Genomic DNA, 15,387 nt, shown 5'->3' on the forward strand with positions numbered 1-15,387 from the left:
CTCGACGCTACGGGGATGCGGCAGCCGACACGGCAACGGTCAGGCTGCCTGTGCTAGTTTTTCCCGCTCGACGAAGACGCCCACTGGCGTCTTTCCGTGCCCAGGAGTAAACGATTACATGCAGGACACCGCGCTCATCGCCCCCAACGCCGAAATCCGTCGTGCCGGGGTTGATCTCAATGGATTGATGACGGTGCTGGGCAAGCACCTGTACTCCACCCCGGTGGTGGCCCTGCGCGAACTGGTGCAGAACGCGCACGACTCGATCATCCGCCGGCGCATCGAGCAACCCGGTATCGAGGTGCCTTCGCGCATCTCGGTGCAGGTCGATGCCGGTGCGGGCATGCTGCGCATCACCGATACCGGTGCCGGTCTGACTCGACAGGAAATCCACGACTACCTGGCCACCGTCGGCGTCGGCTATACCCGTGGCCTGCGCCAGGGCGGCGAGGACGATGAAGGCCTGATCGGCATGTTCGGCCTCGGTTTCCTCTCGGCGTTCGTGCTGGCGCGCCGGGTCAGCGTGCGTACCACCTCGTACCAGACGCCGGATCTGGGCCATCTGTATGTGTCCAGCAACGCCGAGCAGTACACGGTCAGCGAAGTACCGGCGCGTGCGGTCGGCACCGAAGTGGAGCTGGAGCTGCATCCGGATTTCCTGCCGCTGGCCAACGAGGTGCGCCTGCACGAGGTGCTGGGCCGCTACTGCGCGCTGCTGTCCGAGCCGATCTTCATCGGTGGCGCGGCCGAGGCGCTCAATCCCGAACCGCCGCCGTGGCGTGGCCAGGGCGAGGTCGCCCTGCATCCGGTGCAGGCACGGCGGCAGGCGCTGCAGTTCGCTGCGCGCTTCGAGCACGATTTCGAACCGATCGTCACCGTGCCGCTGCGCGCCGACGGTGTCAGTGATGCCAGCGGCCTGCTGTGGGTGCAGGATGGCGCCACCTATGGCACCAGCGACAACCGCAACCTGTCGGTGTTCGTGCGCGGCATGCTGCTGGACGATGACGCACGCGACCTGCTGCCGCCGTGGGCCGGTTTCATCGGTGGGGTGATCGAATCCTCGCGACTGACGCCGACGGCGAGCCGCGAGGATCTGCAGCGCGATGACCAGTACCGCGCCGTGCAGCATGCGTTGCTGGAAGCGCTCATCGATGGCCTGGCCGATGTTGCGCGGCAGCAGCCGGAAGCATGGCGGCGGGTGCTGACCCGTCACAACGAGGCGCTGCTGGGCGCCGCACTGTGTGATGACCGCCTGTTCGACCTGCTGATGGAGCATGTGCGCGTGCCGACTTCGCAGGGCGATCTGCCGGCCAGCGCATTGCCGGCCCGTGGCGCCGTGCACGTGATTCTCGACAACGGCGGCGGTTTCGAGGAAATGCTGTTCCGCGCGATGGGCGTGCCGGTAGCACACGGCCATCGCTACGCGGTGGTGCCGTTCCTGCGCCGCTGGGCCCAGGCCAAGGGCCTGCGTCTGGTTGAACTGGGCACCGAGCAGGGCAACCGCGCGCTGTTCCGCAGCGACGACAGCCTCGACGAAACCCAGCTGGCCTGGTTGCGTGAGCAGCTCGGTGACGGCGAACAGTTGTTGCCGGCGCGCTTCAGCCCCGAGGCGCTGCCGGTGGTGGTGGTGCCCGACCGCGAGGCCGAACTGAAGCAGCGCCTGGAAGACGACGAGAACGACAAGCGTGTGTCGATGGCGGCCCTGCGCCTGGCCCGGCAGTTCACCGCGCGCATCGAGTCGCGTGCACCGTCGCGACCTCAACCTCGATAATCCCGCCGTGCAGGCGCTGCTGCGTGCACAGCGCGAGGGCCATCCACAGGCCGAAGCGGCGGCGCGCCTGCTGCGCTCGCTGAAGATCATCGTCGCCGCGCAGGGGCGCCCGTTGGCAGGTGCGGCAGCCACGCCCGGCCCGGATCTCAACGGCGCCTTTACCGATATCGCCGGTGCCCTGCAGCAGATGCTGCGCTGAGCACCGCACCTTCTCATCCAGCCTTCGCTAGACAGGAGCACTTACCCCATGGACATCTGGAACTGGGTTGAAAAACTGCAGGGCGACCTGCGCCAGGCCGGCCAGGCGCAGAATGCGCACCTGCTGAACCGGCTCGCCGACGAGGTGAGCGAGCTGCACGTCGATCGCGTCGACGCCCTGCTGCCGGAAGCGCGCGCGCTGGGCAAGGCGCTGGACAATCCGTGGGTCGACGTCTACGTCGGCCACTGGGCGCTGCGCAACCGCGTCGGCAACCGCGTCGAGGGTGAGAGTGCGCTGGGCGAGGCGGTCGCGCTGTTCGAACGTGCGCATCGCGAAGATACGCTGGAGTGCCCGCAGTCGATCTGCGTGACCCAGGATCTGGCCGCCTGCTACGGCAACATCGACGGCCCGGGCTGGGTGCCCGAGCGCATCGAGGTGTGCGATGAAACGCTGGCACGCATCGACCCGAGCTGGGCCTGCTTCCAGTGCCTGAGCTGCGAGAAGGCCGATGCGCTGCTCGATGATGGCCGTGGCCAGGATGCGCTGGCGTACCTGCAGGTGCAGTCCGACGCGATCGAGGCCTGCGGCAAGGAAGTGTTCGACAGCTTCCCGGAGATGCAGATCAAGATCCTGCTCGGCATGGGCCGTGCCGAAGAAGCGTTGGCGCTGATCGAGAAGCGCGAAGCCGAAGTGGCCGCATCCGGCGAGTACGAGCCGGCCAACTGCACGGTGCCGCGCCGTCTGTCCAAGGCCTGGGCGCTGGCCCAGCTCGGACGCGACGAAGAAGCACTGCAGCAGCTGGTGCCGTGGAGCGAACTGACCCCGACCTACTGGCGGTTGTGGGCCAACACGGCCGCTGCGCTGTGCCAGCGTGATCCGCAGCGCAATACCTGGGATCTGGGTACCCGCTTCAACACCATCATCGAGCACTTTGCCCGGGTCGGTTCGCACCGCCTGCTGATCGAGGTGGCGGCACTGAGCCTGGAGTTGGCCCTGCAGCGTGGCGCGCGCTGGGTGGCGCAGCGCCAGCTGGAACTGGCCCGTACTCATCTGGCGCAGCTGCGCCAGGACCGCGGTGCGGCGGCGCTGGTGGCCGGCCTGGCCGCACGCATCGAGGCCTTGCCGGAAGCGGCGCCGCTGCCGGTGCCGGCCACCGAGCTGCTGGCCTGGCTGAGTGCGCAGGGCGAGCAGAACCATGCACGGGACCCCGAGCGCGAAGCGCAGTGGCTGCTGCAGGCGCATGCGCAGTGTCCTGACGATGAAGCGCTGGCCGAGATGGCGGCCTCGGCACTCAATGCGTGCGGCGCGCAGACCGAAGCCCGCACGTTGCTGTGGCGGTTCGTGCAGGCACATCTGCAGGAAGATGGCGCGGCTGCCTATACGCTGATGCGCTGGCTGGCCGAGCAGGGCGACGACGAGGGCCTGCGCCAGCTGGCCGATGCTTACCGCGGCAGCGTGCCGGTGTTCGCGCACTGGTGCGAGGTGCAACGTGCGCGCCGTGTGTCCGACTGGCCGGCGCTGGAGCAGGCATCGCAGGCGCTGCTGGCGCTGTCGCCGGGTTCGAACGGCGCGCGCGGCACGCTGGCACGCATGTACATGGAGACCGGGCGCTTCAGCGAGGCGCAGGCCTGCTATGCACAGCTGGTGGAGCTGCTGGAAGACCCCAACGCCGCCCACTGGGATCACATGAGCGCGGCCAGCGCGGCGCGCGACTGGGATGCGGTACGTCGCTCGGCGGCGGCCATCGGCATGGAGCTGTCCAGCCGGGAGGGCGTTGTCGAGGAGCCCTGGGGCTGGGTGATCATCCGCAGCGAAGAGGAGGGCGAGCCGATGGAGTACTACGCCCGGCGCAGTGGCCCGGTGACCGCGCGCATCGTCGAGAACGCACCTGCCAACCGTGCCCAGCAGGTCGGCGACTGGGTGGTGTTCGATGCCGCCCTGGTGCATCCGGCGCCGGAGGAGGAAGAGGCGCGCCAGCACTTCATCCCGACCTACGCGCAGGTGCATGTGCTGGAGCGCGGCGGTTTCGCCCGCAGCTGGCTGATCGATGGCGCGCACCCGGGCGAGGACGCCTGGAGCGCGCTGGTCGAATCGGCCGAGGCACAGGGCTGGCAGGTGTGGTCGCACAGCCGCGCCGACTACACGGTGACCGATCCGGATGCGCCGGACCGAACGCTGCCCGGCCTGTTGTTCACGGTCGCCCAACCACAGGACCATGCGCCGCTGGCGCTGCATCGTTTCCTGCAGCAGGCCACCGCGGGCTGGCCGCATCCGCACTGCTGGCTGCGCCTGGCCGAGGCCTGCGACCAGGACCGCCAGCCGCACCTGGATGTGATCGAGCGCTACGGGCTGTAATCCCGGTATCGGGCAGTGCCGGCCAGGGGCCGGCACTACCTCAAGGACGAACACAATGCGAAAGACAGCGATGTTGATGTTGGCCGGCCTGCTGCTGGCCCCCTCCGTACAGGCTGTAGCTGCCTGCCAGGAGCCTGCGGCGGTGGCCCGCGCCTTCTACGAGGCGACGACCGGCAATGGTGATCTGCTGGAGCCACCGCCGGCGCTGGTCAGCGCGGCCTTCGGCAGTGCGCTGCGTGGTGAGCGTGTTTGCCAGCAGCGCGAGGAAGGCATCTGCACGATCGATTCGGACCCGTGGCTGGATGCGCAGGACGGCGACATCGACAGCCCGGTGCGCTACAGCTGGAAAGAGACTTCGGCGACTACCGGCCAGGTCGAAATGCGGTACTCGGTGTGGAAGGCGGTCTACGTGACCCGGTTGCCGATGGTGCGCCAGGGCCAGGGGTGCTGGCAGGTCGATGACATCGTCACCAACAGCGGCCGTTCGGTGCGGAATATCCTGGCGCAGCCGGTGCCCTGAACCGCCTACGGCATCCACGCATGGTGCTGTCCAGCTGCCGGCCAGCGGCCGGCACTACCATGTGATGTTGGGGTGGGTGCCGACCGTTGGTCGGCACGCCCTCTATCGCGTATGCCCGAATACCAGTTCAATCACGAACTGGCTGCCGAAGAACGCCAGCAGCAGCAACAGCATCGCTGCCAGTGTCCAGTGCACGGCTTTCATGCCCCGCCAGCCGTAGCGGCGGCGGCCGATCAGCAGCACGCCGAACACGATCCACGACAGCACGCTCAGCACGGTCTTGTGCACCAGCTTCTGCGCCAGCAGGTCGTCGACGAACAGCACGCCGGTGACCAGGGTCAGGGTCAGCAGTGCGAAACCGACGGTGATCACCCGGAACAGCAGCGATTCCAGGTCGGCCAGTGGCGGCAGGGCGCGCAGCCACGGGCGGAACTCACGGCGGCGCAGGGCGCGTTCCTGCAGCCACAGCATGATCGCCAGCAGCGCCGCAATGCTCAGCGTGGCGTAGGCCAGCAGCGCCAGCCAGGCATGGCTGGCCAGGCGCCAGCCCAGCACCTTGCTCGGTTCGTGGCCATAGCCGTGGTAGGCCAGCAGCAGGGCGGCGGCCAACGGGAACACCACCACCCCCAGCGCCGACATCCGCCCGCGCGCACCGACCAGCGAGGTCAGCCACGCCATGCCGAGGCCGACCAGCGACAACGCGGCAAAGAAATGCATGTCCGGGCCGCCACTGGTGCGCATCGCCACCATCACGTGGTAGCCGCCATGCAGCAGCATGGCCGGAAGGGCCGGCCACAGCCAGATCGGCGAGCCGGCGGTTTCATCGCGGCCGAGCGCCCGCACCAGCAGGGCACTGGCAGCCAGGTACAGCAGGACGGCGATGAGAACGATTGTCATCGTTGCAGTTTCGCATACCCCTGCCGTGGTGGCGACGGCCGCGGCGTCGCGGCGCGGGCGGCGGGGCGGACCCGCTATACTGTCTGCCTTATTGTCCCCCGCTTTCAGACAGGTTGCGCCGCATGTTCGAGTCCCTGACCCAGCGCCTTTCCGGCACCATCGAGCGCCTGCGTGGCCGTGGCCGCCTGACCGAGGAGAACATCCGCGAGGCAACCCGCGAAGTCCGCATCGCGCTGCTTGAGGCCGATGTCGCGCTGCCGGTGGTGCAGGCCCTGATCGAGCGCATCAAGGTGCGCGCGGTCGGCCAGGAAGTGCTGAAGTCGCTGACCCCGGGCCAGGCGCTGATCAAGGTCGTGCGCGACGAGCTGACCGCGGTGATGGGCGCCGAAGCCAGCGACCTGAACCTGAATGTTCCGGCCCCGGCCATCATCCTGATGGCCGGCCTGCAGGGCGCCGGCAAGACCACCACCGTGGGCAAGCTGGCCAAGCACCTGAAGGAAAAGCGCAAGAAGAAGGTGATGGTGGTCTCGGCCGACGTTTACCGTCCGGCCGCGATCGAGCAGCTGAAGACCCTGGCCGAGCAGGTCGGCGTGCTGTTCTTCCCGTCCAGCGCCGACCAGAAGCCGGAGGCCATCGTGCGCGCCGCCATCGACGATGCGCGCAAGTCGTTCGTCGACGTGCTGCTGGTCGATACCGCCGGCCGCCTGGCCATCGACGAAGCGATGATGGCCGAGATCAAGGCCCTGCATGCGGCGGTCAACCCGGCTGAAACGCTGTTCGTGGTCGATGCCATGACCGGCCAGGACGCGGCCAACACCGCCAAGGCGTTCGGCGATGCGCTGCCGCTGACTGGTGTGGTGCTGACCAAGACCGACGGTGACGCCCGTGGTGGTGCCGCGCTGAGCGTGCGCTACATCACCGGCAAGCCGATCAAGTTCGTCGGTGTCAGCGAAAAGCCGGAAGGTCTGGATGTGTTCCATCCGGACCGTATCGCCAGCCGCATCCTGGACATGGGCGACGTGCTGTCGCTGGTCGAGCAGGTCGAGCAGCAGGTCGACAAGGACAAGGCCGCCAAGCTGGCCGAGAAGGTCGCCAAGGGCAAGAAGTTCGACCTGAACGACATGCGTGACCAGCTGGAGCAGATGCAGAACATGGGCGGCATCGGCGGCCTGATGGACAAGCTGCCGGGTCTGGGCAACATCCCGGACCATCTGAAGCAGCAGGTCAGCCAGGGCAAGGAAGTGCCGCGCATGATCGCCATCATCGGTTCGATGACCAAGAAGGAACGGCGCAATCCGAACCTGCTGAACGGCTCGCGCCGTGCGCGCATCGCCAAGGGCTCGGGCGTGACCCCGGCCGACGTCAACAAGCTGATGAAGCAGTACATGCAGATGGAAAAGATGATGAGCAAGATGGCTGGCGGCGGCATGAAGGGCATGTTGCGCAGCATGAAGGGCATGATGGGCGCCATGGGCGGCCGTGGCATGCCGTTCCGTTGACCGGCGCGAGGGCAGGGCGCAGGTGCCGGGATCGGCACTTGCATGCCACGGCCCGTATTGCTTGACTGCCTGCCGTATCTGACAAGGGAATGTTCATGAACAAAGTGATCGTGGTGATGGTCCTGGCCCTGGGCCTGACCGCATGCAAGGACGACACCTCGGTGTCGCAGAAGGCGGGCAGTGCCATCAGCGGCACGGCGGCCGATTTCGTCGCAGGCCTGGGCGAGGGCGTGGACAAGCGCATGAATGTGACGCTTCAGGCTGATCCGGGCCTGGCCGCACGCGGCTTGACCGTCACCCTGGGCAAGAGCCGTGGCATGGGTTCCAAGGAAGCGGCGGTGTACGTGGTGGCCGACAAGGCCTTCAAGGGCAAGCTGGTGGCCCGCGCGCTGGACGCCGACGGTACCGAGATCGGCCGGGCATCAGCCGAGGCGGAGTTTGCCGCTGATGATGCGCGCTACGTGACCTTCCAGTTCAATGAGGAAATGGACAGCCAGCTGGTCCGCACCTACGCGGTGGCGGCACGCTGAGCTGCCGGCGAGCGGTACGCGCCGCGCGCATCTGCCTGCCCCTCGTAGAGTCGAGCTTGCTCGACTGTTGCCGGCGCCTCAGTCGAGCAAGCTCGACTCTACGGGGTGCGTCGAGCAAGCTCGACTCTACCCCTGTCCTGCGCGCACCATGGGGGCCTGTCCGCAACGATGGGCCGTCATGCAGAGTTCCGCTGTAACTTCCCGCGTCGAGGCGTTCTGCCGGCGCTTTGACGTTTCCGTCCCGATCCTGTTGGCACCGATGGCCGGCGCCTGCCCGGTGCCGCTGTCGGCCGCGCTGGCCAATGGTGGCAGCATGGGCGCGATGGGCGCGGTGCTGTCGTCATCGGCCGACATCGGGCGCTGGATGGACGATTTCCGCGCCGCTTCGACCGGCCCGGCGCAGGTGAACCTGTGGCTGCCGGACCCCGCACCGACCCGCGATGTCGCCGCCGAGGCCGCCAGTCGCGCCTTCCTCGCACAGTGGGGCCCGGACGTGCCGGCCAGCGCTGCCGACGCCACGCCCGCCGACTTCGACGAACAGTTCGCCGCGCTGCTGGCCGCGCGCCCGGCGGTGGCTTCGACCATCATGGGCGTGCTGCAGCCACGCTACGTGCAGCAACTGAAGGACGCCGGCATCGCCTGGATTGCCTGCGCGACCACGTTGTCCGAAGCGCGCGCTGCGCAGGATGCGGGCGCCGATGCCGTGGTGGCGCAGGGCGTGGAAGCGGGTGGGCACCGTGGTTCGTTCGACCCGGCGATGGCCGAACGCCAGCTGGTGGGATTGTTCGCACTGCTGCCGCGCCTGGCCGATCACCTGCAGATTCCGGTGATTGCCGCCGGCGGCATCGCCGACGGTCGCGGCATTGCCGCCGCACTCACCCTGGGCGCCAGTGCCGTGCAGATCGGCACCGCCTTCCTGCGCACGCCCGAAGCGGCCATTGCCTCGGCCTGGGCCGATGGGCTGGCCGCCAGCGAACCGGAAGACACCTGGCCGACCCGCGCCTTCAGTGGGCGCCTGGGGCGTGGTCTGGCCACGGCCTATGTACGCGCGGCTGCCGCCGAAGGGGCCCCCGTGCCACGCCCGTACCCGGTGCAGCGCGGGCTGACCGCGCCGATGCGCAAGCAAGCGGCGCAGCGCAATGAACTGGCGGCGATGCAGGCCTGGGCCGGGCAATCGGCGTGGATGGCGCCGGCACGACCGGCGGCCGAGGTGCTGCACGGCATGTGGCAACAGGCGCAGGCGCTGCTGCGATGACGGTGACCTGCAACGGCCAGCCGGCACGGGTCGAGGACCTGCTGCCGGCGCTGGTGAACTACGGTCACTTCACTTCCATGCAGGTGCATGGCCACGCCGTGCAGGGGCTGGACCTGCATCTGGCGCGACTGTCACAGGCAACGCGTGAGCTGTTCGGCAGCGAGCTGGACACGGCACAGGTGCAGGCATGGATGGCGCAGGCAGCGCGACAGTCAGGGCTGGTCGATGTCTCGTTGCGGGTGACGGTGTATTCGCGCCACTTCGATTTCCGCAATCCGCTGGTTGCCGTGCCAGTGGATGTGCTGGTGGCGGTGTCCGCGCCGGTGACGCTGAGTGCACCGAAGCGCGTGCGCAGCGTAGCCTGGCAGCGCGAGCTTCCCCAGATCAAGCATGTGGGCACGTTCGGCCTGTTCGCGCAGCGTCGGGCGGCGCTGGCCGAGGGCTTCGACGATGCCCTGCTGGTCGGCAGCGATGACTGCGTCAGCGAAGGCACGACCTGGAATGTGGCCGTGCATGACGGCCATCAGCTGCTCTGGCCGCGCGCGTCGGCACTGCGCGGCACCGCCGAGAGCCTGCTGAAGCAGCATTGGCCCGGCCCGCAGGTGACCCGGCCCTTGCCGAGGGCGGCACTGGCCGGTGTGAAGGCGGCCTTTGCCTGCAACGCCAGCGGCCTGTGGGCGCTGGAAGCCATCGACGGGCAGGTCCTGCCGGATTCCCTGGCCCTGGCTGAACAGGGCAGGGCGGTGCTGGCAGGTGTGCCGTGGGACGCGCTGGGATCAGAGCCCTTTTGCCACGCAAAGGGCTCTGACCCCAGGGGCAGGTGCCTGGGGTTGGCTCGGCCCGGCTCTGCCGCTATAATCGCCCGCTTACCTCGCCATCCTGGCGACTGGGCAATAGGAAAAACACCATGGTCAAGATTCGACTGACCCGCGGCGGCGCCAAGAAGCGTCCGTTCTACCACATCATCGTCACCGACGTGCGCAGCGCGCGCGACGGCCGCAACATCGAGCGCGTTGGCTTCTACAACCCGGTCGCCCAGGGCGCCGAGAAGCGCATCGAGCTGGATCTGGCCCGCGTTGACCATTGGGTCAAGAACGGCGCCCAGCCGACCGACAAGGTCCGCAACCTGATCAAGGAAGCGACCAAGTCCCAGGCCGCTGCGGCCTGATCCTGACGGGCCACGCTTCGGCGTGGCCCTCTTGGTTGAAGCAGATGAAAGATATCGAGCGCCGCATCCTGCTGGGCAGGGTTGTCGGCGCTTTTGGTGTGCGCGGCGAGATCAAGCTCGAGTCCTGGACCGAGCCACGTTCCGCCATTTTCCGTTACCAGCCGTGGATCGTGCGCAGCCCGTCCGGCGTGGAAACCACGATTGAAGGTGTGCGTGGCCGCGACAGCGGCAAGCACCTGGTCGCCCGTTTCCCCGGCGTCGAGGACCGTGATGCGGTCGAAGCGATGCGCGGCACCGAGATCTACGTGGCGCGCAGTGCCTTGCCGCCGCCGAAGCCCGATGAGTATTACTGGGTGGACCTGGAAGGCCTGGATGTGAAGACCACCGAGGGCGTTGCCCTGGGCCAGGTCTCGCATCTGTTCAGCACCGGCGCCAATGACGTGGTAGTGGTCCGCGGTGACCGCGAGCGGATGATTCCGTTCGTGCAGCCGGACTTCGTCAAGTCGGTCGACTTCGAGGCCAACCTGGTCGTGGTCGACTGGGATCCCGAGTTCTGAGTGTGAGCATGCGTTTCGACGTCATCACCCTGTTCCCTGAGTTCCTCGCCCAGTCCGCTGGACTGGGCGTGGTCGAGCGCGCGCAGGAGAAGGGGCTGTTCAGCCTGCATGGCTGGAACCCCCGTGATTACGCCGAAGGCAATTACCGCCGGGTGGACGACCGTCCGTTCGGTGGTGGCCCGGGCATGGTGATGCTGATCGAGCCGCTGCAGGCCTGCCTGCAGGCGATCCGCGAGGCCGATCCGACCCCGGCACGGGTGATCTACCTCAGCCCGCAGGGCGCGCCGCTGACCCAGGCCAAGGTGCGGGAACTGGCGGCCCTGCCGCGCATGGTCCTGCTCTGCGGCCGTTATGAAGGCATCGACGAGCGCTTCCTGGAGGCCAATGTCGACGAGGAGATTTCCCTCGGCGACTACGTGCTGTCCGGTGGCGAGCTAGGGGCGGCGGTGATCATCGACGCCGTGGCCCGGCTGCAGGATGGTGCCCTGAACGACGCTGAATCGGCGGCCCAGGACAGCTTCGAGGGTGACCTCGGCCTGCTCGACTGCCCGCATTACAGCCAGCCGGCCCAGCACCCGCTGGGTGACGTGCCGGAGGTGCTGCGCTCGGGCAATCACGCGGCCATCGCCGCCTGGCGCCGCCAGCAGTCGCTGCTGCGTACCGCCCAGCGGCGCCCGGACCTGCTGGATGAACAGGCGCTGGGCAAGGCCGACCGCACGCTGCTGGAGCAGGGCCGTCAGGCCCGGAAACAAAAGGCCAGCCCCTAGCGCAGGGCTGGCTTTATCGGCTATCATGGCCAATTCCCGTCGGCCCCGGTCGGCGCGCGCAGTACCCAAAACAAACGTGCAGCACAGTCCGGTGACTGCATGAGCCTACGTTGTCGATACGACACGCCCACCCGAACAAGAATCGGTGTAACCCATGAGCAAGCTGAACAAGTCCATCGTCGCGGAATTCGAATCCGCCCAGATCACCCGTGAACTGCCGAAGTTCAGCCAGGGCGACACCGTTGTCGTCAACGTGAAGGTGAAGGAAGGCAGCCGCGAGCGCGTGCAGGCCTACGAAGGCGTTGTCATCGCCACCAAGAACGCCGGCCTGAACTCCTCGTTCACCGTCCGCAAGATCTCGCACGGCTACGGCGTCGAGCGCGTGTTCCAGACCCACAGCGCCATCATCGACTCGGTCGAAGTGAAGCGTCGTGGTAAGGTCCGCGCCGGCAAGCTGTACTACCTGCGTGGCCTGGAAGGCAAGGCTGCCCGCATCAAGGAAGACCTGGCTGCCGCTGCTGCCGCCAAGGCTGCCCGTCTGGCCGAAAAGGCCTGATAAACAACTTCGGTTGTTGCCGCGACGGCCACCTTCGGGTGGCCGTTTGCGTTTCCGGCATCGCATCGGCCACGATCAGGCGATGAACGACATCAACCCGCGCTACCCCGCCGTGATCCAATCGGCGTTGCGCTTTCTCGACGGCAAGGGGCTGGCACGTGCGCAGTCGGCGCCGCTGCTGCATCGCCTGCTGTGGCGCTTGGGCATTGCGCTGCCGCCGCCGATCCTGGCCGGTTTTGCGACCAACGCGCTGGTGCAGGGCCTGCTGTTCGGGCTGTTCTGGACCGCCCTGATGTGGCTGATGCTGTGGCAGGGCAGCGAGCGCCCGCTGGCGCTGTTGCTGGCGGCCGGTCTGTTGGCCGGCGTCCTGTTCGGTGTGGTGATGGCAGCGCTGATGCGGTCGCTGCGCCGCCACCGCAAGCTGCCGGACTGGCCGCAGTTCCGGGCCCGGCGCGTGGACTGAGCCGATGGCGCGCCGCGCCGTGACCGCCAGGCGCGGACCGCGCTAGTCTGCAGCCATCATCCCGATGGAGGTGCCGTGCGATGCCTGCCAAGCGAACCGCACCCGCCGTCGCGCCCAGGCTGCTGTCCGGCGGCAACCCGCAAATCGCCAAGGGCGAGGGCGATGCTCCCGTGCAGGCCTATATCGCCGCGATGCCCGGCTGGAAGCGGCCGATCGGTGTGCAGCTGGATGCGCTGATCGGCCAGGCCGTGCCGGGCGTGCACAAGGCCGTGAAATGGAACTCGCCGATGTATGCGGTTGCGCCGGGCGCGGGCTGGTTCCTCAGCTTCCATTGCTTCACCCACTACATCAAGGTGGCGTTCTTCCGCGGCACGGCACTGACGCCGGTGCCGCCCGAGTCGTCGCGCAGTGCCGGCACCCGCTACCTGCACATCTCCGAAGATGCGCCGTTGGATGAAGCACAGTTCCTCGACTGGGTGCGGCAAGCGGCCGCGCTGCCCGGCGAGCAGATGTAACCCCGACGTTCCCATCCCCTTGCCGACGAGAGCCCCCGATGGCCACCCATGCCCCCAACCCCGCCGATGCCGGTACAGCGGCCGCCGAACTGATCGATGCACGGATTGCCGAACTGGCTGACTGGCGCGGCGAAACGCTGGCACGCGTGCGTGCGCTGATCCATGAAGCACTGCCCGACGTGCAGGAAACGTGGAAGTGGCGCGGCACGCCGGTGTGGGAGCAGGACGGCATCCTGTGCACCGGTGAAACCTACAAGCAGGCGGTGAAACTGACCTTCGCCCACGGCGCGGCGCTGCCGGACCCGAAGGGCCTGTTCAACGCCAGCCTGGACGGCAACACCCGGCGCGCGATCGACATCCATGAAGGCGCGATGCCGCATGCGTCTGCGCTGAAGGTCTTGCTGCGTGAAGCAGCGAAGTACAACGCGGCAAAGAAAAAGCGGTAGTGCCGGCCGCCGGCCGGCAACCTCGCGATGCCTCTGGAAGCGCATGAAATTGCCGGCCAGCGGCCGGCACTACCGTGGAATTTGTCGATGCACGAGGTTGCCGGCCAGCGGCCGGCACTACCGTGGCGGTGCGGCATCCGGGTCGGCCACCGGCGAGGGCGGGCAGGCGGGGATTTCCGAGGGCGTGGCCAGCTCTTCGGCGTGCGACGGGGCGCCCATCATCTTTGCCTTGCGCCAGCCGCCCCAACGGTAATAGGCCAGCGAGAGCAGCATCGAGACCAGCGAACTGACCGGGAAACTCCACCAGATCGCATCGGCGCCCCAGTAGGGCTGCAGCAGTTCGGCGAACGGCACGCGCACGCCCCACAGCGACGCGGCCAGGATCAGCAGCGGGGCGATCACTGCGCCGGTGGAGCGCACCACGCCGGAGATCACGAAGCTGACGCCGAAGAACAGGAACGAGCCGATCACCACGTGATTCAGATGCCGGGCCGTCTCCAGCGCCTGGCTGGCCGGCGGCAGGAACAAGGCCAGCAGCTGCCGGTCGAACACCACCAGCGGGAGGATCAGCGCACCGGTCAGCAGGAAGTTGAACAGCACGCCCTGGCGCGCGGTGCCGCGCACGCGGTCCCAGCGCTGCGCGCCGACGTTCTGCGCGGCCATCGACGAACAGGCCGCGCCGATCGCCATCGCCGGCATCTGCAGGTAGTTCCACAGCTGCAGCGCGGCGCCATAACCGGCGGCGGTGTCGGTGCCGTACTGGTTGACCATGGTCATCAGCAGGATGATCGACAGCGAGATCAGCACCATCTGGAAGCCCATCGGCACGCCTTTCACCACCAGCGCCTTGAGGATGGTCAGGTCGAGCTTGAACAGGTGCATGTCGGCACGGCCCAGCCACAGGCTGTGGCGCTTGTGGCGCATGTACAGCAGCAGGCCGGCCAGTGACAGTGTCTGCGCGACCAGGGTGGCCCAGGCCGAGCCGGCGATGCCGAGCGCAGGCAGCGGGCCCGCGCCGAAGATCAGCAGGGGGTTGAGCACGATGTCCAGGACCACCGACACCATCAGGAAGCGGAATGGCGTGCGCGAATCGCCGGCACCGCGCAGTGCGGCAGTGAGGAAGGCGAACGCATACAGCGTCGGCATCGCCAGGAAGATGATCTGCAGGTAGGCCTCGGCCAGGGGCAACGAGGCGGCCGGCGTGCCCATCGCGGCCAGCAGCGGGTGGGCCATGAACCAGCCGGCGATGGCGATGATCACCGACAGCCCGATGAAGAACGTGGCGCTGGTGCCGACCACCCGCCGCGCCTGGGCGATGTCGCGTGCACCCATGGCCTGGCCGATCAGGATGGTGGAGGCCATGCCGAAGCCGAACACCGAGCCGATCAGGAAGAACATGATGTTGTTGGCGTTCGCGGTGGCGGTCAGTGCCGCCTCTCCGAGGAAGCGCCCCACCCAGACCGCGTTCACGGAGCCGTTCAGCGACTGCGCGATGTTGCCCGCCAGGATCGGCAGGGAGAACAGCAGGAGACTGCGGCCGATCGGGCCGGAGGTCAGGTCAAGCGGCGCTTTGGCCATGGAGTGGTGATCGAATCCCGGGAGGCGCACACTAGCACCAAGCCGGTTTGCGGGATGTGGCAATGCATCAACGACTGCAGGTGACGTGGCGCGTAGCGCTGGCCTTGATCGGCGCCGCACTGGCCGCATGTTCGATGGACGACCGGTTGGGTGATACCCAGATCCGGCCGACCGACCGACCCGAATGCCTGGTGGGCAGCCAGCGCCAGGATCTGGCGTCCGGCGTGCGGCCCTTGATCGGCGGCACCGGCTGCCGTGTCGACCCGGACAATCCACGTCCTTTGAACAAGCCACCGGAGTAGTTTCGCCCC

At 67.8% G+C, this 15,387-nt stretch carries 16 protein-coding genes and 1 pseudogene; 15 read left to right on the forward strand and 2 right to left on the reverse strand.

Annotated elements, in window-relative coordinates:
* Positions 1-118: 118 nt before the first annotated feature.
* The 3 genes and pseudogenes from N4G47_RS04350 (at position 119) to N4G47_RS04360 (ending at position 4,845) form a co-directional block, all read left to right on the forward strand.
* Positions 119-1,970, forward strand: a pseudogene (locus N4G47_RS04350) (ATP-binding protein).
* 48 nt (positions 1,971-2,018) lie between these two features.
* Positions 2,019-4,325: a tetratricopeptide repeat protein gene (locus tag N4G47_RS04355; protein ID WP_475285445.1), complete on the forward strand. Its 2,307-nt coding sequence runs from the start codon at positions 2,019-2,021 to the stop codon at positions 4,323-4,325.
* Positions 4,326-4,380: 55 nt separating this feature from the next.
* Positions 4,381-4,845 (forward strand): YqhG/Tai3 family protein, encoded by a 465-nt coding sequence (locus N4G47_RS04360; protein WP_475285447.1) that lies wholly within the window; start codon positions 4,381-4,383, stop codon positions 4,843-4,845.
* Between the two features lie 102 nt (positions 4,846-4,947).
* Here N4G47_RS04360 and N4G47_RS04365 read toward each other — a convergent pair whose 3' ends face one another.
* Entirely contained in the window at positions 4,948-5,742 is a 795-nt protein-coding gene (locus N4G47_RS04365; RefSeq protein WP_249844671.1) for a cytochrome C assembly family protein, read from the reverse strand.
* 122 nt (positions 5,743-5,864) lie between these two features.
* On the opposite strand from N4G47_RS04365, the gene ffh reads away from it, so the two are divergent.
* From ffh to N4G47_RS04420, 11 genes are all read left to right on the forward strand, one after another.
* Positions 5,865-7,241, forward strand: coding sequence for a signal recognition particle protein (ffh, locus tag N4G47_RS04370; protein WP_014036403.1), 1,377 nt, complete (start codon positions 5,865-5,867; stop codon positions 7,239-7,241).
* A 95-nt stretch (positions 7,242-7,336) separates the two neighbouring features.
* Positions 7,337-7,771 carry a hypothetical protein gene (locus N4G47_RS04375; RefSeq protein ID WP_475285449.1) on the forward strand — a complete coding sequence of 145 codons (435 nt, stop codon included), beginning with the start codon at positions 7,337-7,339 and terminating at the stop codon, positions 7,769-7,771.
* Positions 7,772-7,949: 178 nt separating this feature from the next.
* Positions 7,950-9,026, forward strand: a complete 1,077-nt coding sequence (locus N4G47_RS04380) for an NAD(P)H-dependent flavin oxidoreductase (protein WP_475285451.1) — start codon at positions 7,950-7,952, stop codon at positions 9,024-9,026.
* On the forward strand, positions 9,023-9,952 hold the full coding sequence (locus N4G47_RS04385; RefSeq protein WP_475285453.1) for an aminotransferase class IV family protein: 930 nt from the start codon (positions 9,023-9,025) through the stop codon (positions 9,950-9,952). The genes N4G47_RS04380 and N4G47_RS04385 overlap by 4 nt, the downstream gene beginning before the upstream one ends.
* A complete protein-coding gene (gene rpsP, locus N4G47_RS04390) occupies positions 9,934-10,194 on the forward strand; it encodes a 30S ribosomal protein S16 (RefSeq protein WP_005415733.1) in 261 nt (86 codons plus the stop codon). Before N4G47_RS04385 ends, rpsP begins: the two co-directional genes overlap by 19 nt.
* Positions 10,195-10,238: 44 nt before the next feature.
* A complete protein-coding gene (gene rimM / locus N4G47_RS04395) occupies positions 10,239-10,751 on the forward strand; it encodes a ribosome maturation factor RimM (protein ID WP_049431209.1) in 513 nt (170 codons plus the stop codon).
* Between the two features lie 8 nt (positions 10,752-10,759).
* Positions 10,760-11,518 carry a tRNA (guanosine(37)-N1)-methyltransferase TrmD gene (gene trmD, locus N4G47_RS04400; RefSeq protein WP_475285455.1) on the forward strand — a complete coding sequence of 253 codons (759 nt, stop codon included), beginning with the start codon at positions 10,760-10,762 and terminating at the stop codon, positions 11,516-11,518.
* Positions 11,519-11,672: 154 nt separating this feature from the next.
* Complete coding sequence (gene rplS / locus N4G47_RS04405) at positions 11,673-12,074, forward strand: 50S ribosomal protein L19 (RefSeq protein ID WP_005408597.1); 402 nt, start codon at positions 11,673-11,675, stop codon at positions 12,072-12,074.
* An 82-nt stretch (positions 12,075-12,156) separates the two neighbouring features.
* Entirely contained in the window at positions 12,157-12,537 is a 381-nt protein-coding gene (locus N4G47_RS04410) for a DUF6404 family protein (protein ID WP_475285457.1), read from the forward strand.
* An 80-nt stretch (positions 12,538-12,617) separates the two neighbouring features.
* Positions 12,618-13,052, forward strand: a complete 435-nt coding sequence (locus N4G47_RS04415; RefSeq protein ID WP_475285459.1) for a DUF1801 domain-containing protein — start codon at positions 12,618-12,620, stop codon at positions 13,050-13,052.
* Between the two features lie 38 nt (positions 13,053-13,090).
* Positions 13,091-13,498 (forward strand): DUF1801 domain-containing protein, encoded by a 408-nt coding sequence (locus N4G47_RS04420; RefSeq protein ID WP_475285461.1) that lies wholly within the window; start codon positions 13,091-13,093, stop codon positions 13,496-13,498.
* A 117-nt stretch (positions 13,499-13,615) separates the two neighbouring features.
* Here the strand turns inward: N4G47_RS04420 and N4G47_RS04425 are convergent, their stop codons facing one another.
* A complete protein-coding gene (locus tag N4G47_RS04425; protein WP_475285462.1) occupies positions 13,616-15,076 on the reverse strand; it encodes an MATE family efflux transporter in 1,461 nt (486 codons plus the stop codon).
* Between the two features lie 62 nt (positions 15,077-15,138).
* On the opposite strand from N4G47_RS04425, the gene N4G47_RS04430 reads away from it, so the two are divergent.
* Entirely contained in the window at positions 15,139-15,378 is a 240-nt protein-coding gene (locus tag N4G47_RS04430; protein ID WP_475285464.1) for a hypothetical protein, read from the forward strand.
* Positions 15,379-15,387 lie beyond the last annotated feature (9 nt).

It is taken from the genome of Stenotrophomonas sp. GSD10 (genome assembly GCF_056172695.1).